The organism is Corynebacterium alimapuense, assembly GCF_003716585.1.
Classification (GTDB): domain Bacteria; phylum Actinomycetota; class Actinomycetes; order Mycobacteriales; family Mycobacteriaceae; genus Corynebacterium; species Corynebacterium alimapuense.
The window spans coordinates 133,244-151,125 of record NZ_PTJO01000004.1 but is presented as its reverse complement, the minus strand read 5'-3'; the positions used below and the strand labels follow the sequence as shown (position 1 = coordinate 151,125).

At 57.6% G+C, this 17,882-nt stretch carries 17 protein-coding genes; 10 read left to right on the top strand and 7 right to left on the bottom strand.

Going from position 1 to position 17,882, the window contains the following annotated elements:
• Positions 1 to 34: 34 nt before the first annotated feature.
• The gene (guaA, locus tag C5L39_RS05905; RefSeq protein ID WP_425453858.1) at positions 35 to 1,597 is read left to right on the top strand and encodes a glutamine-hydrolyzing GMP synthase; all 1,563 of its coding nucleotides are present in this window, start codon (positions 35 to 37) and stop codon (positions 1,595 to 1,597) included.
• An 85-nt stretch (positions 1,598 to 1,682) separates the two neighbouring features.
• On the opposite strand, the gene C5L39_RS05900 is transcribed toward guaA, so the two are convergent.
• Complete coding sequence (locus C5L39_RS05900; RefSeq protein ID WP_123047967.1) at positions 1,683 to 2,738, bottom strand: PspC domain-containing protein; 1,056 nt, start codon at positions 2,736 to 2,738, stop codon at positions 1,683 to 1,685.
• 113 nt (positions 2,739 to 2,851) lie between these two features.
• Here C5L39_RS05900 and C5L39_RS05895 point away from each other — a divergent pair, with 113 nt between their 5' ends.
• From C5L39_RS05895 to C5L39_RS05885, 3 genes are read left to right on the top strand one after another with little or no spacing between them, the layout of a single operon-like run.
• Positions 2,852 to 4,048, top strand: a complete 1,197-nt coding sequence (locus C5L39_RS05895; RefSeq protein WP_123047966.1) for an ATP-binding protein — start codon at positions 2,852 to 2,854, stop codon at positions 4,046 to 4,048.
• A 5-nt stretch (positions 4,049 to 4,053) separates the two neighbouring features.
• Complete coding sequence (locus C5L39_RS05890) at positions 4,054 to 4,704, top strand: response regulator (protein ID WP_123048191.1); 651 nt, start codon at positions 4,054 to 4,056, stop codon at positions 4,702 to 4,704.
• Between the two features lies 1 nt (position 4,705).
• The gene (locus C5L39_RS05885; protein ID WP_123047965.1) at positions 4,706 to 4,939 is read left to right on the top strand and encodes a hypothetical protein; all 234 of its coding nucleotides are present in this window, start codon (positions 4,706 to 4,708) and stop codon (positions 4,937 to 4,939) included.
• 16 nt (positions 4,940 to 4,955) lie between these two features.
• On the opposite strand, the gene C5L39_RS05880 is transcribed toward C5L39_RS05885, so the two are convergent.
• Positions 4,956 to 5,369: a hypothetical protein gene (locus C5L39_RS05880; protein ID WP_123047964.1), complete on the bottom strand. Its 414-nt coding sequence runs from the start codon at positions 5,367 to 5,369 to the stop codon at positions 4,956 to 4,958.
• Positions 5,370 to 5,423: 54 nt separating this feature from the next.
• Here C5L39_RS05880 and C5L39_RS05875 point away from each other — a divergent pair, with 54 nt between their 5' ends.
• Both C5L39_RS05875 and C5L39_RS05870 read left to right on the top strand, forming a co-directional pair.
• On the top strand, positions 5,424 to 6,137 hold the full coding sequence (locus C5L39_RS05875; RefSeq protein ID WP_123048190.1) for a hypothetical protein: 714 nt from the start codon (positions 5,424 to 5,426) through the stop codon (positions 6,135 to 6,137).
• A 2-nt stretch (positions 6,138 to 6,139) separates the two neighbouring features.
• Positions 6,140 to 7,714 carry a DNA polymerase Y family protein gene (locus tag C5L39_RS05870; RefSeq protein ID WP_123047963.1) on the top strand — a complete coding sequence of 525 codons (1,575 nt, stop codon included), beginning with the start codon at positions 6,140 to 6,142 and terminating at the stop codon, positions 7,712 to 7,714.
• A 44-nt stretch (positions 7,715 to 7,758) separates the two neighbouring features.
• Here C5L39_RS05870 and C5L39_RS05865 read toward each other — a convergent pair whose 3' ends face one another.
• Positions 7,759 to 8,403, bottom strand: coding sequence for an AMIN-like domain-containing (lipo)protein (locus C5L39_RS05865; protein ID WP_123047962.1), 645 nt, complete (start codon positions 8,401 to 8,403; stop codon positions 7,759 to 7,761).
• 155 nt (positions 8,404 to 8,558) lie between these two features.
• On the opposite strand from C5L39_RS05865, the gene C5L39_RS05860 reads away from it, so the two are divergent.
• Positions 8,559 to 9,458: a ferredoxin family protein gene (locus C5L39_RS05860; protein WP_123047961.1), complete on the top strand. Its 900-nt coding sequence runs from the start codon at positions 8,559 to 8,561 to the stop codon at positions 9,456 to 9,458.
• A 24-nt stretch (positions 9,459 to 9,482) separates the two neighbouring features.
• Here C5L39_RS05860 and C5L39_RS05855 read toward each other — a convergent pair whose 3' ends face one another.
• Positions 9,483 to 9,890, bottom strand: coding sequence for a MerR family transcriptional regulator (locus C5L39_RS05855; protein ID WP_245974917.1), 408 nt, complete (start codon positions 9,888 to 9,890; stop codon positions 9,483 to 9,485).
• 85 nt (positions 9,891 to 9,975) lie between these two features.
• On the opposite strand from C5L39_RS05855, the gene C5L39_RS05850 reads away from it, so the two are divergent.
• Together C5L39_RS05850 and C5L39_RS05845 are read left to right on the top strand one after the other, a co-directional pair.
• The gene (locus C5L39_RS05850) at positions 9,976 to 11,511 is read left to right on the top strand and encodes a SulP family inorganic anion transporter (RefSeq protein WP_245974916.1); all 1,536 of its coding nucleotides are present in this window, start codon (positions 9,976 to 9,978) and stop codon (positions 11,509 to 11,511) included.
• Between the two features lie 35 nt (positions 11,512 to 11,546).
• Positions 11,547 to 11,885, top strand: a complete 339-nt coding sequence (locus C5L39_RS05845; RefSeq protein WP_123047958.1) for a hypothetical protein — start codon at positions 11,547 to 11,549, stop codon at positions 11,883 to 11,885.
• Here C5L39_RS05845 and C5L39_RS05840 read toward each other — a convergent pair whose 3' ends face one another.
• The 3 genes from C5L39_RS05840 to C5L39_RS05830 form a co-directional block, all read right to left on the bottom strand.
• Positions 11,886 to 12,563, bottom strand: a complete 678-nt coding sequence (locus C5L39_RS05840) for a methionine ABC transporter permease (RefSeq protein WP_123047957.1) — start codon at positions 12,561 to 12,563, stop codon at positions 11,886 to 11,888.
• Positions 12,560 to 13,612: a methionine ABC transporter ATP-binding protein gene (locus tag C5L39_RS05835; RefSeq protein ID WP_245974915.1), complete on the bottom strand. Its 1,053-nt coding sequence runs from the start codon at positions 13,610 to 13,612 to the stop codon at positions 12,560 to 12,562. Before C5L39_RS05835 ends, C5L39_RS05840 begins: the two co-directional genes overlap by 4 nt.
• 124 nt (positions 13,613 to 13,736) lie before the next feature.
• The gene (locus C5L39_RS05830) at positions 13,737 to 14,621 is read right to left on the bottom strand and encodes a MetQ/NlpA family ABC transporter substrate-binding protein (RefSeq protein ID WP_123047955.1); all 885 of its coding nucleotides are present in this window, start codon (positions 14,619 to 14,621) and stop codon (positions 13,737 to 13,739) included.
• 139 nt (positions 14,622 to 14,760) lie between these two features.
• On the opposite strand from C5L39_RS05830, the gene C5L39_RS05825 reads away from it, so the two are divergent.
• Positions 14,761 to 17,880, top strand: coding sequence for an error-prone DNA polymerase (locus C5L39_RS05825; RefSeq protein WP_123047954.1), 3,120 nt, complete (start codon positions 14,761 to 14,763; stop codon positions 17,878 to 17,880).
• Positions 17,881 to 17,882 lie beyond the last annotated feature (2 nt).

Below are 17,882 nucleotides of genomic sequence, written 5' to 3'. Positions count from 1 at the left end.
TGTGGCGAGGACGGCTCGTAGTAGGATGATCAGCGTGAATCAAGCTACCCCCCGCCCCGTCCTCGTCGTCGATTTCGGCGCCCAGTACGCACAGCTCATTGCCCGCCGTGTGCGCGAAGCTCGGATCTATTCCGAGGTTGTCCCACACACAATCACGGCCGAGGAAGTTAAAGCTAAAAACCCGGCCGCGCTCGTATTCTCTGGCGGACCTTCCTCGGTCTACGCCGACCAAGCCCCGCAGTTGGATCCGGAAATTCTTGAACTTGGGATCCCGGTGTTTGGTATTTGCTACGGATTCCAGATCATGACCCACGCTCTGGGCGGCACCGTCGCTGAGACTGGCTCTCGTGAGTACGCCCGCACAGATTTGACTGTGGCAGGCGATGGTGGTGTCTTGCACCGTGGTTTGGAAGCTACTCACAAGGTATGGATGTCGCACGGCGATGCCGTGACCGAGGCACCCGCTGGCTTCACCGTTACTGCTTCCTCTGGGGGCGCACCGGTGGCTGCGTTTGAGAACGTGGACAAGAAGATGGCTGGTGTGCAGTACCACCCTGAGGTCCTGCATTCCCCGCATGGACAGCAGGTACTCGTGCGCTTCCTGACCCAGATTGCTGGCCTTGAGCAGAGCTGGACTGCCTCCAATATCGCTGAGCAGCTCGTTGACGCTGTTCGTAAGCAGATTGGCCCTGACGGCCACGCTATTTGTGGTCTCTCCGGCGGCGTCGATTCCGCCGTTGCTGCCGCGATCGTCCAGAAGGCAATCGGTGACCGTTTGACCTGTGTGTTCGTTGACCACGGACTGCTGCGTGCGGGTGAACGTGAACAGGTTCAGAATGACTTCGTCGCGGCCACTGGTGCTCGGTTAGTCACCGTCGATGAGCGTGAGGCATTCCTCAATAAGCTCTCGGGTATCTCCGAGCCCGAGGCTAAGCGCAAAGCAATTGGCGCGGAGTTCATCCGTTCCTTCGAGCGCGCAGTGGGTGAAGTTCTCGCCGGCGAGCAGGTTGATTACCTGGTGCAGGGCACCCTTTACCCGGATGTCGTCGAATCCGGTGGCGGCACAGGCACCGCTAATATCAAGAGCCACCACAACGTCGGTGGCCTGCCAGATGACGTGGAGTTTGATCTGGTTGAACCGCTGCGTCTGCTGTTTAAAGACGAGGTCCGCGCCGTTGGCCGCGAGCTTGGCCTGCCTGAGGTTATTGTGGCTCGCCAGCCCTTCCCCGGCCCCGGCTTGGGCATCCGCATCATCGGTGAAGTTACCGAAGAACGCCTAGAGGTCCTGCGTGCCGCAGACCTCATCGCTCGTACCGAGCTAACCGCAGCTGGCCTTGATGATTCGATCTGGCAATGCCCGGTTGTCTTGCTGGCAGATGTCCGCTCCGTCGGCGTCCAAGGCGATGGCCGTACCTATGGGCATCCGATTGTTTTGCGTCCGGTTACCTCAGAAGACGCGATGACCGCCGACTGGTCGCGTATTCCCTTTGATGTCCTTGAGCGGATTTCTACCCGCATTACCAATGAGGTTCCCAATATCAACCGCGTTGTCCTAGACGTGACCCCGAAACCACCGGGGACCATCGAGTGGGAGTAGAGACCTACTCGTCTTAAAGCGCAACGCACTGCCCTCGGCCAGTTCATGACTGGCTGAGGGCAGTGCGTTTTTCTCGTGAAGTTGCTCAGTAGAATACGGTGGTTTCGCCGATACCGGCATCCACCGTCAACAAGAGACTTTCGCCGGGGGCATCGTCGTTATAAGTACCAGATTCACAGGTGTTCTCGCCAAGGCCTGGCTCACAGGTCAATTCCACCGGTATTCCCGCTGGTAGATGGATCTCTAACTCTCCGATGCCACCGGTGATCATGATCTCCTCGGTTTCCTTAAGCTCTGGCAACTCACGGAAATCTACGGTCGCCGAGCCAACATCGAAGGCATAGCTCTCGGCCAGCTCGGTAGCGCTAGTCGGTTGGTAGTTTTGGTCCTCACCCAGTGCCGTATCGCTATAACGGAACACGGTCACTACCGCCAGACTGAGCAAAACCGAGACCAGCAGGGCGGCACCCAATCCCATCAATATCCACATCCAGATACGGCTACGACGCTTTGGTTGCGCTACTGGGGTTGGCTCCGGCAGATCCCAGGCAAAGGGTGCCGCACCGAGCGGATCCCAGGCTGGGGGCGTGGTTCTACCCGGTGGATAGTCATTACCTGGTAGCGGCTCGTAGTTAGAGAAATCTACAGGTTGCGGCATAGTCTGCGCCGGAGGTTGGGCTAACAGGCCGGCCGGGGGCAGTGGGGCATACCGGTAGAGGGCATACCAGGACAGCAGAAGCAGGATCACGGCGCCAGTGGCAGAGGATGCCATACTCCCATTGTTGCCAGCAGAGCCGAGGAAAGTGATCACTAGGATCAGCGAGAGTATCCAGCCGAGAGAACTTTCTTTCATTTCCTGCTTGTTGAGCTGAGCTTTAGGACGGCCGATCGCTTGAATAGGCGAGAGAGACATCCCATATCGGGGCATACACAGCCACGCTAGGGCGTAAGCGGGGATACCGCCGCCGAGGGTCAGCGCAGCGACAACGAAGCCGACCCGCACGACCGTTGGATCGATTTGGTAGCGTGCACCGATTCCCTCACAGACGCCGGCGATCTTGGCGTTTCCCCCTTGGCTGGAGGGGATGCGAGGAGGTCGGGTCTCCCACATCCGACGAATGGTGTCAGCGCTGGAACTCATAGTCTCTATTGTGTGGGAATGGGCTCGGCGGTGGTATCGGGATTCACCCTGATCTTTCAAATTCCGGGATTGTCGTGGTGTGTTTTTCCGGGTTGGCGTGCAAGGATCGGGCTATGAGTTCGAGCTCTTCGTCCCTTCCCTATGCTCAGGATCGATCCGGTCCGAGACCTTATCCGGTCTATGCTCGGCCACGTTCTGGCCGAGTGGTAGCTGGTGTCGCCTCTGGTATTGCGCTGCATCTGAGAGTGGATGTTTTCTATGTCCGCCTGGCCTTCTTGCTCGGGGCTTTCTTGTCTGGTCTTGGCGTACTTGCTTATGCGGGATTGTGGATGGTCTCGAAGACCTCGGAACAATTACCGGAGGCTCCGCGCCGGGTCGCACTGTCTAAACCCATCAACCTTGGACTGGTGGTCTTAGGCGGGATCGGTTTTATTGTGTCGGTGGGGCTAGTCTCCGGTTTGCCTGGAGCAGTGTTTTTCCCACTAATGATCGTGGGCGTGGGCGCAGTGTTAGCCTGGCAAGCCTATGACCGAGGGCTGAATTCAGGCCTCAGTTATCTGAGTATTATCGGCGGTGCTGCGCTGGTGCTTTCAGGTGTGGTCCTGACTGTATTTAGCACTAATCACTCCAGTGGCTTTGTTACCGCAGTCATCGCGGTGGGCCTGACGTTGGCCGGGGTCACAGTGTTAGGGATGCCGCTACTGCTGAGATTATTAGACACCATGGCTAGCGAGCGCGCGGCTAAAGCCGCATCCGAGGAACGCGCAGAAATCGCCTCGCGGTTACACGATTCGGTGCTGCAAACCCTTGCGCTGATCCAAAAGCAGGCGGATAACCCAGATGAAGTCACCAAGTTGGCTCGAGGCCAAGAGCGCGAGCTTCGACAGTGGCTATTTGAAGCGCAGGAAAAGGTCTCATCCTCGGTATTTTCTGCCGTGGAAATCGCCTGCGGAGAGGTAGAAGATCTCTTCGGGATCCGAATCGCGCCTGTGACTGTGGGCTCGGATCGGGAGCTGACGGAGCAGACACAGATGGTGATTCTCGCGGCCAGAGAGGCGATGGTCAACGCTGCCAAGCATGCGGGCGTCGATAAGCTCGATGTCTACGCTGAATTAGTAGGTGACCAGCTCAGTGTGTTCGTGCGCGACCGGGGGGTGGGCTTTGACCTAGATGCGGTGTCGGAGGATCGACACGGTATCCGAGAGTCGATTCAGGGGCGCATGGATCGACTGGGCGGCAGTGTGCTGATTCATTCCGCACTGGGGGAAGGGACCGAGGTCAGCCTGAGTTTGGCATTGCCGGTATCGTGAGCTACATGGTGAAGGTCTTTTTAGTCGATGATCACTCGGTGTTTCGCGCCGGTGCTCGTGCGGAGCTGACGGAGAAGGTAGACGTCGTTGGCGAGGCCGGATCGGTAGCTGAGGCGATCGAAGGTATTGATGCCTCCCGCCCTGATGTCGTACTGCTCGATGTTCACATGCCTAATGGTGGTGGCCTTGCAGTGCTTAAGGGCGTATCTGTGGAGACGACTTTCCTCGCTCTGAGTGTTTCTGATGCGGCGGAGGATGTCATTTCGGTTATTCGAGGTGGTGCCCGTGGCTATGTCACCAAGAGTATTAGTGGTGAAGAATTGCTCGAGGCTATCGAGCGGGTGAATTCTGGAGACGCGTACTTTTCCCCACGTTTGGCAGGTTTTGTGCTTGATGCTTTTGCCGGTGGGGAAGTGGTGGAAGACTCGGAAGAAGAGCCCAAACGGGTCGATGATCCGGTGGTGGATGCGCTGACGCGCCGGGAATTGGAAGTCCTGCGGCTATTAGCCCGGGGCTATACCTACCGGGAGATTGGCAAGGAGCTGTTTATCTCTGTTAAGACGGTGGAGACTCACGCTTCGAATATTTTGCGCAAGACACAACAATCTAACCGCCACGCGCTCACGCGTTGGGCTCACTCAAGGGATCTGGACTGATATGGCACGAGGCGACGACAGCAATTACACTTTTCAGCCGGTCCGAGTGGTGGTGGCGGCGGTCATCTTCACTGGATTAGTGATCTGGCAGGCAGATTTGGGTTGGGCAGCGTGGTTGCCCACGCTGATCGCGATGGTTTTGATTTTTGCGGGGATGAATGTCTTCTACAACTGGGCAAACATTAAGCTCAACGCCATGGGACGTCGAGCCAGGGAAGCCGGCGAGGAGTTCTAGGAGATTGTCGGCCTGGTTAAGCGAAGGCCAACGCGCGTGATCCATCGACGTGTGGGAATACCCAGTACATCCAGCCAAATATGCCCAGCCATACCAGCAGGCTTCCCCAGATAGGTAGTGGGGCGAAGGCAGGCATGACCATCAAAGCTAGCCAGACAGTAAACAGCGGCATGACTCGAGCAAACTTGGGCTTGTTGCGGAGATTACGACGCTCCAAGTAGTCCTTGATCTGCTTTCGATAAGGATGTCCAAACAGCAGCAGGATTCCAGCACCAATGGCGATGACCATCACTGCCACCTGAACTCCGCGGGGAAGTTCAGTAGATAGTGCGGCTACTCCCAAGCCGATGAGCGCAGAGGTTCCCAATCGAACTACTGCCGGAGTAGGGATGGGGGTGGTATTCGAGCGCAGGTTGGAGTAGGCATTCATGCTGGTTAACGGTACCAGTTGACGGGTCTGAGGCAACAGCGCATACTTATGCCCATGATTCGAACAGGTGTTCTTAAAGCCTGGGAAGGGGGAGATCTTTCCGGGCTCCCCAAAGGCGAGCGCATTGCGCTTCTTCGGGCCCGTATGGCTGGCCTGGGTGGGGAGGGCGAAGATCGTGACATGCGGACAGGTGAGCTTTCCGATGTTATTGCCGTGCCACCTGAACTGGGAAATCTTCTAGAAAATGGGGGTGTTGTTCGCCGTGCGGTGACGGAAGTAGCGAACTGTCCAGCATTGGTGGTTGAACTAATTGCACATGCCACCTCAGGTGGCGGGCGAGTCGGGATCGTGGGCTGGCCGGAACTTTCATTAGCTGGTGTGATCGAACATGGGCGGCTGGATCGGGTGGTGGTGATACCTGATCCGGGAGCTGATCGGTTGGGAACTCTTGGGGTTCTGGTTGAAGGCTTAGATCTCGTCATTGCCTATTGGTCCAGCCCAGTAGCGCTCTCCCCAGTGCACATACGTCCATTATTAGGGAAGCTTCGAGGTGGCCTGGCGGCGCTGGTGATAGTTGGTGCCACGGTGAGCGCTCCGGCAGTACGAATTACTGCCAGCGTAAGCAGCTACCACGGGATTGGTGCAGGAGTGGGGCGGATCCACGGTATTGAGATCACGGTTGGTGTGACAGAAAGAGGCCACCGGCCAGGCACCGCGACCGTACTGGTTGGTCGTGGCCCGCAGCCGCGTGCTCTGAAATTGGTGTGAGCATGAGAGTGGCGGCTCTGTGGTTTCCGGACTGGCCTATTCAAGCTGCTCATCTCACTGGCAATGATCCATTGTGGGTTCTCGCGATTGTGGAAAGCCAACGGATTAGGACTTGTTCTTCCTCCGCCCGGGGCCGCGGAGTCAGCCGTGGAATGCGCATTCGACAGGCTAAAGCAGTCTGTCCGGAACTGGTGCTCCTAGATCACGATCCGGACCGGGATGCGCGGGTATTTGAGTCGATCATCGCCGCGTTAGATGAGCTAGCTGCCTTGGTTGAAGTGTTGCGCCCGGGACTGGTCATCGTTGATATCCGTGCAGCCGGGAAATTCCACGGATCTGAGGATGCGGCGGTGGAGCTCCTGATCGACGCGGTATCTCATCATGGCGTCTACGCCTGCGTCGGAGTAGCTGATGAGATACCGACCGCGTTGATCGCCGCCCGTACCGGTATCGGAAAGGTCGTGCCGGAGGGTTGTTCAGCAGAGTTTTTAGCAGAGCAACCACTCGCTTTATTGACTGCTGAAGTGAGTCTGCACTGCGAACCAGAAGTGGTTGCCAATCTCCAGCAACTCGGAATCTCCACGCTCGGCGAGTTGGCTGCGTTATCGGTTACCGCGGTGGCCACTCGTTTCGGTTGCGCTGGATTAGCCTGCCACCGAATAGCTCGAGCGGAGCAGCATCGTCGAGTGGCATCGCGCTCACCTGATCTAGAACTGCGGGTTTCGGTGACCCCGGAAGATCCGATTGACCGTGTTGATGCTGCGGCTTTTGTTGCCCGTCATCTGGCAGCACTGCTGCACACTCGCCTCGAAGAGGCTGGTCTGAATTGTGTGCGGCTGCGTATCCACGTGAAGCTGGCGGAAGATAAAGGGGTGGAACGGATCTGGCGCACCACCGGAGTGTTGAGTGAATCTGCCACTGCCGATCGAGTGCGTTGGCAACTCGATAGCTGGCTAACTCTAGGTGGCATCGGACCGATTTTGGCTTTAACACTAGATCCGTTGGAGACGGTCATTCCGGAGCATGCTGGGCAGCTGTGGCGCGCCGGGGAGGCCGGCGATGCGGCACTGGCGGACACCGCAATTGGCAGGGCGCAATCGTTATTGGGGGTTGAGGCGGTACTGCAGCCGCGATTAGCGGGCGGCCGGGGAGTCGTAGAGCGGATCGATTTTCTAGCCTATGGAGCTGACAATCAATCGGGGGAGCCAGCAGCTGAGGGTGTGAAGCTAGTGCCAGGGCGAGTGCCCTCGCCGTTGCCTGCGCGGCTGGGGCCTGGGTATTCCCATCCTGCTGCCCGGGTCCGACTCTTAGATGCGGCGGGCGATGATGTCTCCGTGCAAGCGGAGGCATTGTTGAGCGCATTTCCACACACCTTGAGGTGGGGGCGCGAACGATTCCAGGTAACGGGCTGGGCTGGGCCATGGCCAGTGGATCTTAGCTGGTGGGCACTGGAGAGCAGTCGTGTCGCCCGGCTGCAGGTAGTCGGCCAGTCTGCTCTAGAGTCTCATCCGCGGGCTTGGTTGCTGATCTGGATCGGCGGAGGCACCAGCTGGCGGGTTGAAGCAATCTATGACTAGAACCCGTCTAGGTAATCGAAGAGTTTTAACTAAAACAGAGAGATTTAGCCCTGCGGGAAGTCGATGACTAGGCGATGTGGATCCTGGAGAACCTGGACAGAATACGGCTGTTGCTCGTTGAGTCCGATGACGAACTGGGAGCGGCCCTCGAACGTGCCAGCTGAGACAATCTGAGTGATGCTGCCGGCGCCATCTACGGTGCCGATGTCTGGATCTTCTTTGCCTAGCTCGAAAGGATAAGCAGTACCGTCGATGTTGACGTTGAGTGCGGTGTCGCCTTCGAATTCGATGGCAGTGCCAGAACCCTGTTGAGCAGGGGAGTCGGTGTAGTCGATGAACCAGCCAGGTTCTCCTTCACCAACCAGGTCGAATACCACGCGGTCCACGCCCTCATGGCTGCCTACTCGAACATTGGAGACCATCAACTGGGAGGAGGCCTCGGGGCGTAGTGTTTTTTGCGCGATATCGGCGGTACCCAGGGGAGTTACCCCAGCGTCTGTCGATGAAGCGGAAGCGCTGGAGTCCATGGACATCATTGAAGCGTCAGTGGATTCGTCTACGGCGTTGCTGGTGGCATCGGTGTCTGTCGAGGTCCCCGCACCGCAGGAAGCGAGTCCGAGGGCGCCGGCAGCAACAATGGCGGCCAGAGTGGTCCGTCGTTGCGAAGATGTGCGAAGAGGCTCGATCATAGCTACACCGTAGACTTAAATGCACTAAAAAGACGAAGTCAGGGAGGAAGATCTGGCGATCGTAAACGAATTGTTGTAATTAGCTGCTTTTCGTCGTCTTTTTTGGGGCTAGTGAGTGAAGTCGCTGGACTGTTGAGGGAAGTAGTCTATAGGCCATGGCCACTTCCTCTGCGTGTTCTGACGCTCCCCGTTGTTCCGATCTCGAGGTCGAGCCTCTTGCGGGGTCTGCGAAACGGGAGCGGGTCTATGTCCTTTTAGAGTGGCCGCACGGATGGAGTCGGGACATCCTCGATGGTGGGGTCTTTGGTGATGAGCTCACTGCGAAGCTGAAGAAAAAACTCGCGAATACCGCGGGCCTGCAACTGATCCGTCACCCAGGCCGAGATGGGCGCAAGATCACTTGTCATCATCTCTTTCTGGTTTTTGCTGCTGAGGCAGTGGTGGAAAGGCTGATGGTTTCCAGCCCAGAGGCAATCCTGGATCTTGATCTGTCCGGACCTGGTCGCAATGGTGCAGAAACAGTGGCGCATCCCCTGGTGCTGATATGCACACACGGCAAACGGGATGTCTGTTGCGCGTTGAAAGGGCGGCCGCTGGCTGCGGAATTAGCGCAGCGGCATTCCGGTGAAGTGGTTTGGGAGACCTCACACACTAAGGGGCATCGCTTCGCCCCGTCGATTCTGCTCATGCCTTGGGGATATAGCTTCGGCCGGCTCAACGTCGAGGCTGCTGATGGCCTGGTTAATGCGGCACTGGCTGGGCAATGGTTCCATCCCGGTAATCGTGGGCGCGGACTCTATGGCCCGCGCGCTCAGGTCGCGGAAGTTGCGGTGGGAAAACTGCTTTCCGACGCTCGCGAAACCCTGCGGTATGGAGACCTCAGCGTTGTTGATCAAGCAGCTGATCCGGTGGTTATCGCGCATGCTGACGGCCGCTCATGGAAGGTCTGGTTGGAGCAGCAAGAGGTCTCCGGAATTGTTTCTTCTTGCGGAGATCAGCCCAAGATTGGCAAGGTCTGGGTGGCCACGAAGTTAGAATCTTTAGCACTGGGATAAAAGCTAATGGCGGGGCTAGCTGGGTCAGTGGGGGGACGTCTGGACCCGGTCAATCAGCGCGAGGAATTCCTCCGCGTAGGAGACCTTCAGTCGCAGTGAATCCAGCCTGGCGCGGGCGTCTTCGCGGTAGTTGTCAACAACCTTGCCAGCATGGAGCTGGCCGGCTTCCAGCTCGTCGACGTGTCCGAGAAAGTCGCGGATCTCTTCGAGGGTGAACCCGAGGGGTTTCATCCGGCGGATCAATAAGATGCGCTCGAGATCGGCTTCGCCGTAGAGCCGAAATCCGCCGGGAGTATGCCCAGAAGGAGAGATGACCCCGAGGTCGTCGTAGTGGCGCAGTGTCCGGATGGATAGTCCGGTGAGCTCGGCGACCTCGCCGATCTTCATACCTTCGTCCATGCCCGTGCCTTCTTTCCTGCGCAAGTTGTCCATTGGCAACTCTACCGTTACGGTAGGTTTTTGTTTCTATTGATTCTACCCATTGTCATTTTCATCCCCAATCAGGGAGTAATTCATCTTGTCTCATACCGTTGCTATCGATGCACCCGTGCAGGAGGCCCCGACCGGCATCCTGGCGTCCTTCCGCTATAGTTTTTCTTCCGCTGCCCGCTTACGCACAGAGGTCCTCGCTGGCCTCGTGGTCGCGCTGGCGCTAATTCCCGAGGCGATCGCATTTTCCATTCTCGCGGGCGTTGATCCGCGAGTGGGCTTGTTCTCTTCGGTGATTATGGCGATCGTGATCGCCTTCACCGGCGGGCGCCCGGCGATGATCTCTGCAGCCACCGGCGCAGTCGCCCTCGTGATTGCCCCAGTTGCTCGAGATTATGGCTTAGATTATTTCATCGCCACGGTCATGCTGGCTGGCGTATTCCAGATCGTATTGGCAGCCCTGGGTGTGGCCAAGCTGATGAGGTTTATTCCGCGTTCAGTAATGACCGGATTCGTCAACGCTCTGGGTATTCTCATCTTCTCGGCGCAGGTTCCCCATCTGATTGGGGTGCCGTGGTTGGTATACCCGCTGTTTGCCGTGGGTCTGGCTATTATGTTCTTCTTCCCTCGGATTACCTCAGCTGTCCCCGCCCCGTTGGTGGTCATCGTGATTGTCACCGGTGTCGTGGTCATGTTTGGCTGGACTATCCCGAATGTCTCCGACCAGGGTGAGCTGCCGGAGTCCCTGCCAGAGCTGTTAATCCCCAATGTCCCTTGGACGATGGAAACATTGCAGATCATCGCTCCCTTCGCCTTCGCGATGGCTTTGGTCGGGCTGATGGAATCATTGCTGACGGCCAAACTCGTCGATGACATCACCGATGTTCATTCCGATAAGACCCGTGAGAGCTGGGGACAGGGTGTGGCCAATATCGCTTCCGGTCTCTTTGGCGGAATGGGTGGCTGCGCCATGATCGGTCAGACCATGATCAACGTCCGTGAATCCGGTGCTCGTACCCGTCTGTCGACGCTACTAGCCGGTGTGTTCTTGCTCATCCTCGTGGTGGCGCTGAGCGATATTGTGGGACTGATTCCGATGGCCGCTTTGGTGGCCATCATGGTGGTGGTATCCATCAACACCATCGATTGGCACTCGGTTTCCCCGCGCACCCTCAAACTCATGCCACTGAGTGAGACCTTGGTGATGGTGGCCACGGTCGCTGGCACGCTTTATACCCACAACCTAGCCATTGGCGTTGGCCTCGGCGTACTGACCGCGATCGTGATGTTCGCCCGCCGCGTGGCCCACCTAGTGAACGTGGAGATGGTCGAAGAACTCGACACCAACCTCGACGGACAGATTGACACCCGCACCTACCGGGTCAATGGCCAGCTCTTCTGGGCTTCATCCAATGACTTGGTCTATAGCTTCGACTACCAGGATGACGCTGACAATATCGTCATCGATCTTACTGGCGCTGAGATCTGGGACGCCTCCACGGTAGCCACCCTGGATGCAATCACGCAGAAATTCCAGGACCGAGGCAAGACCGTCTCGATCATCGGGTTAGATGGCCCCAGCCAGGACCGCTTGGACCGGCTCAGCGGCAGGCTCGGAGCCTAGCTACTCAAGCCAGATTTCTGGCTTAGGCTTGGGATATGACTGATCGCACCAAGCTGGTAGACCACCTCACTCGGGAGCGGCATCGGGCAGTAGCTGCCATGACGGAGCTCTCCGGTGAGACCTCAGCCTGCCTGATGGGTAGGGAAGGCCGGAGCTTTCCGGCCTTTAAATATCACGAGGGGGCAGTCGCCGGACTCGGTTCCCTGCTGCGAACGCTGCGTCGAGAAGCGGCAGGAGATCCCGCGGCGCTTATCGACGCCGAGTGTGCTCACTGGGAGCACACCAGCGGCCACGGCCCCGACTGGGCGGCCTATACCGCGGGTGGGCAAGACGCCCTGAACGATCTGGCCCGCTGGTGGGCGGCTGCCCACTAGCTAGCGCCGCAGGAGTTTCCGAGAGAGCCAGTTGCCCAAGGCTTGGGCAATCTGGACGATGATCACGATCACGATGACGGCCACGTAGGTGACTTCGAGGTCATAAGCGCGGTAGCCGTAGACAATGGCGAAGTCGCCGAGCCCGCCGCCACCGATATAGCCAGCCATAGCGGACATGTCGACTACTGCGATGAAGATGAACGTGTAGCCCAGTACCAATGGGCCAAGCGATTCGGGGAGGATGACCGTGGAAATGATCTTCCACGGGCCAGCACCCATGGCGCGAGCTGCCTCGATGACACCGGGATCGATGGCCACGAGGTTTTGCTCAACGATGCGGGCCACGGCAAAGGAGGCTGCGATACACATGATGAAGATCGCGGCCTGGCGCCCGATGGTCGTTCCCACCACGTTGAGTGTGAGCGGTGCGAACATGGCAATCATGATGATAAAGGGAATCGGCCGGATGAAGTTGACCAGCAGGTTGAGGATCCAATAAGCGGGCCGGTACTGGAGAACACCTCCGGAGCGGGTGGTATAAAGCAGCACTCCGAGCACTAGTCCCATGAAGCCACCAATGACCATGGTGATCGAGACCATGACCAATGTGTCGACGATGGCTTCGAAGAAGGTCGGGCCCAGCCTGACCCAGTCAGCAGCGAGGTAAGTGGTGGTCATCGCGTGATCTCCTGGATATCGGTGGTGTGATCAAGGGCATCGCGGAAGTTATTGATAGCTTCAGTCGGTCCATTCAAGCGCACGGTCATTTTGCCGAAGGAATGCTGCTGGAGTGTGGTGACTCCACCGTGGACGATGTTGATGGAGACACCATTGTCTCGGGCTTGGGCAGCGGCGCCGAAAAAGCCGGAATTTTCCGTCAGATTAATGGTGAACAGGCGGCCGTCGTGGGCAAGTAAATCTTCTGCTTCGACGTTATCGGGTGTGTTGCGCAAAGCCGTGGAGACAAACTTGGCGGCCACGGGGGTTTGTGGATGAGAAAACACCTCGTAAACGCTGCCGTATTCGACAACCCGGCCGCTTTCCATCACGGCGACCTTGTCGGCGATAGAGCGGACGACTTCCATCTCATGGGTGATGACGACGATAGTGATACCCAAATTGCGATTGATCTCGCGCAGTAGCGAGAGTACGTCTTGGGTGGTTTCCGGATCGAGTGCGGAGGTGGCTTCATCGGCCAATAGAAGGCTTGGGTTGGTCGCCAGTGCACGTGCAATGCCTACGCGCTGTTTTTGGCCACCTGAGAGCTGCTCGGGGTAGTTGCCGCCTTTATCACCCAGCCCGACAAAGTCGAGCAGTTCAGCGACTCGCTTTTTACGCTCCGCTTTGCCCATGCCAGAGAGCTTGAGCGGGTATTCGATATTGCCAGCGGCGGTACGAGAGCGAAAAAGATTGAACTGCTGGAAGATCATGCCGATGCTCGTCCGGATGCTTCGAAGCTTGGCTTCGGGCAATCCGACTACGTCGGTGCCATCGAGCAATAACTGACCTGAGGTGGCGGTGTCGAGGCCATTGATGAGACGTACGAGTGTGGACTTTCCGGCACCGGAGTAGCCGATTACGCCGAGGATTTCTCCCGGATTGACGGTCAGGCTCACTCCGTCGACGGCTCGAGTTTCGGTCTTGCGGGAGTTGGTGAAGACCTTACTAACATCGCGAAACTCGATGAGAGTGCCATTACGGGGGTGGGAGGTCACTGATTCGGGCACGAGGCGAAGACCCTTCATTTTGAAGTGGGAGAACAAGCTGGGCCAATGCTAAACCCCGTCGCAGATGGGCGACGGGGTTTTCTTGCGAGGAGTTTTTTTGGGGTGTCTCTACCGCGTCAGAAGATTACTGAGCATCCTGAAGACGGACCATGATCTCGTCGAGTTCTTCACGGGTGCGATCGACCTTGACGGCAGTGTTTCCGGAGCTTTCGAGGATGGCCTCAGTGACGGACGGATCCTTCCACAGCTCTGCCAAGCGCTGGATGGTTTCGTTATCAGCGTTTTCCGGGGTGGTGACCCAGGCGTTGATATAAGGCTCTGCCTGCTCGGTGCTCGGATCATCCTGGAAGATGGCGTCGAGCGGATCGATTTCAGCGCGGCCAACGAAGGCGTTGTTGATGACAGCCGGGGTGCCTTCAAAGAACACGGTGGTGGTCTGAGCAGCATCGACCGGGGTGACGGTGACCTCGGAGGCATCGGTGTCGATGTCGGCCGGTTCCGGGTTGAGCAGTCCCTCTTCCTTGAGCGTGATCAGGCCAGCCTGGACTAGGACGTTGATGGCACGGCCCTGGTTGGTGGCGTCGTTGGGAATGGCGACGGTCTCGCCCTCGATGCCATCGATGGAGTCGTGGTCCTGCCAGAACAGTGCCAGTGGGTAGATCTCGGTAGCTGATGTCGGGACCAAGTCGGAGCCGGTTTTGGTGTTGTAGTCATTCAGGAACAGCAGGTGCTGGAACTTGTTGACATCGATCTCGCCTTGGGCCAGCGCATCGTTGGGGGTGTTGTAATCAGAAAAAGCCACGATTTCCATGTCGATGCCATCAGCTTCAACCAGGTCCTGGAATACGTCCCACTCAGGGAGATTGACATCGGTGGTGCCGACGCGGATGGTATCGCCAGCGGCGAGTGCATCGGATTCCGTGTCAGATTCGGAGTCAGAGCAAGCAACCAGTCCAGTGGCCAGGAGTGCGGATGCAGCAGTGCCCGCGAGGATACGGCGGAAGTTCATGGGTGTGTGTCCTTTTCAATGAATCTGTTTTTCAGCAGTTGATGGACAACCTAGCACTATGCATACCGCTCTGTCTACATTTGATTCATTTTTAGTTGCACCATTTGGAACATGTGTTCGACTCCATTAGGTTGAGGGCATGGAATTTCAGGGGGCCCAGCCGCTGAAGTGGTCGCGATTAGCGGACATCTTGTCCGGAAAACCAGGACTCTCCCCGGTGTCAGTGGACCATCTTCCGACGCCTGGGTTAGCTCTTCCGCAGGCTAGGAAAGATGGTTGTTTTGCAGAACTGCATGCGGTGTCTTCCTATAGCTTTCTCAGCGGAGCCAGCGAACCGGAAGCGATGGTCCACCGGGCCGTTGAACTGGGCCTTCCGGCACTAGCGCTCGTCGATCGAGACGGCTTTTATGGGGCAGTGAGGTTCGCAGAGTCTGCCGCCGCCTACGATCTGCCCACCGTATTTGGTGCGGAGCTCAGTTGGGGGCAACGGATTCTGACCGTCCTGGCACGAGGACCCAACGGCTACCGCAGGCTTTCTGGATTGATCGCTCGTGCTCGCCTGGCCGCCGGAGCCAAAGGTGAGGTCAGGTACCCAGACCTGGCAGGTGTTGCTCATGACCTGGCAGATAGTTGTCTGATTGTGCTCGGACACGATTGGATCGACGACATTGATGAGATGTTAGAGATTTTCGGCGAAAAAGCTCTAGTGCTTGAATACGCAGTCACCATGACTCCAGAAGACGCTGATCATCATGAACGACTTGATCACTACCCTCATCTGCGGGCCATTGTCACTGCACTACCGAAGGCAGCCACCCGTGAACACGCGAGGCTGGCGGCACTCAAAAGCGCCTTAGCGGTCAAGAAATCATTATCGCAAGCGTCAGCACAGCTGCATCCGATGGGTGCGCCGTGGTTGCGCTCTGGGCAACAGATCTCCCGCATGCTGCCGGGTCGGGAAAAGCTGCTTGCTGAGACCATTGCTATCGCCGAAGAATGCGCGTTTACTCTCGACCTGCTTGCTCCCGGCCTGCCTGATTTTCCTACTCCTGCTGGACACACCGAAATGACCTGGCTGCGGGAACTAACGCTCAGTAGAGCGGGGCGTCGATACGCAAGCAGAGGAGCAGAACTCTGGGAGCAAGCCGCTAGCCAGATTGAGCATGAGCTGGCAGTAATTAGCCAGCTGAATTTTCCCGGGTACTTCCTCATTGTCAATGACTTGGTCGAGTTTTGTAAGCGTCGCAATATTTTATGCCAAGGCCGTGGTTCGGCAGCCAGCTCGGTGGTGTGCTTTTGCCTGGGGATCACCAACGTGGAACCTATCTCCGCGGGACTGTTATTTGAACGCTTCCTATCTGCAGAACGCGACGTACCCCCAGATATCGACATCGATATTGAATCTGGACGTCGTGAAGAAGTCATCGCCTACGTCTACGACACCCACGGCCGTGAGCGAGCTGCCCAAGTCGCCAACGTGATTACCTATCGGAGCAAAGGCGCAATCCGGGACGCCGCCCGAGCGCTCGGATACCCAACCGGACACATCGATGCGTGGTCGCGGGGAACAACACCACCATCAGCGGTTATTGAATTGGCCGAGCAGCTCAAAGGCCAGCCACGACACTTGGGAATTCACTCCAGTGGCATGGTCATCTGTGATCGGCCACTTTCTGATGTGGTGCCGGTGGAATGGGCGAGGAAAGTCGGCCGCACAGTGTTGCAATGGGATAAGGATGACTGCGCCTGGGCTGGACTGGTCAAATTCGACCTGCTGGGGCTGGGCATGCTCGAAGCCTTGCATCACATGATCGACCTGGTAGCACAACAACACGGTCGAACCATCAACCTGTGGGAACTAGACCTAGCCGAGCCTGAGGTCTACGACATGCTTTGTCGAGCCGACGCCATCGGAGTGTTTCAAGTTGAATCCCGCGCACAGCTAGCCACTCTGCCCAGGCTGAAGCCTCGGGTATTTTTTGACCTAGTCGTTGAAGTGGCCCTCATTCGGCCAGGGCCAATCCAAGGCGGATCCGTCCACCCTTATTTGAAACGGCGGGATGGCTCCGAGAAAATTGTCTACGATCATCCAGTACTGCGCCCAGCGCTGGAGAAAACCCTGGGCATTCCGCTCTTTCAAGAACAGCTCATGCAGATCGCTGTCGATGCCGCCGGATTTAGCAGCGCTGAAGCAGATTCACTGCGCCGGGCGATGGGATCGAAACGATCTCCGGCAAAAATGGCAGAGCTAAAAGAGAGATTTCTCTCTGGGGCACGAGAGCTCAACGACATCACCGGGGAACGAGCGGAGACCTTATGGAACAAGATCGTGGCCTTTGCCGCCTACGGTTTCCCAGAATCCCACGCTCAGTCCTTCGCCTCCCTGGTCTATTTCTCTGCTTGGTTCAAGTATCACTATCCGGCCGAATTCTGCGTGGGCTTGCTGCGTGCTCAACCCATGGGCTTTTACTCACCGCAATCGCTGATCCAGGATGCGCGTCGTCATGGGGTAGTGGTGCTACCGGTGAGCGTCAATGACTCCGGTGCATCGGCACAGATCACTGAAGGAAAAATTCGATTGGGCTTGGAGGTTGTTGCTGGACTCGGTCTAGCTGCTGCTGGCCGGATCGAGGAAGCCGCACCTTTTAAGGACATCGCCGATCTTTCGCGCCGGGCAGGAGTGAATCTCGCACAAGTAGAAGCCCTGGCTCGGGCTGGTGCGCTGGGAGACTTCGGACTGGAGCGTCGCCAAGCGCTCTGGCAATCGGGGGTGGCTGCCACCGAACAGCTGGGGATGCTGCCGGGACTTTCTGCGATTGCAGCCCCACCGTTACCCGGAATGAGTGAGTTGGAGCTGATCGCCGCCGACATCGCGGCCACCGGTATTACTCCACAGCGCCAACCGATGGAATTACTGCGTGAACAACTCAAGCAGGCAGGAGTTCTTAGCGCGGCCTCGCTCACAGAAGTCCCTGATGGAACTCGAATCCGAGTGGCTGGAGTGATTACCCATCGGCAGCGGCCAGCCACGGCATCCGGACTAACCTTCTTGGGGATGGAAGATGAGAGCGGACTGATCAACGTTGTTGTTTCCGTTGGACTCTGGCAACGGCACCGGGTGCTCGCTCAAAGTGCAAAAGCACTGGTGGTGCGTGGAATAGTGCACAATGCTACCGGGTCAGTGTCGGTGCAGGCTGATCGATTTGAGCCGTTAACCAGCGGAGGATTTCTCAGCCGTGGATCGCGAGATTTTCGCTAGAC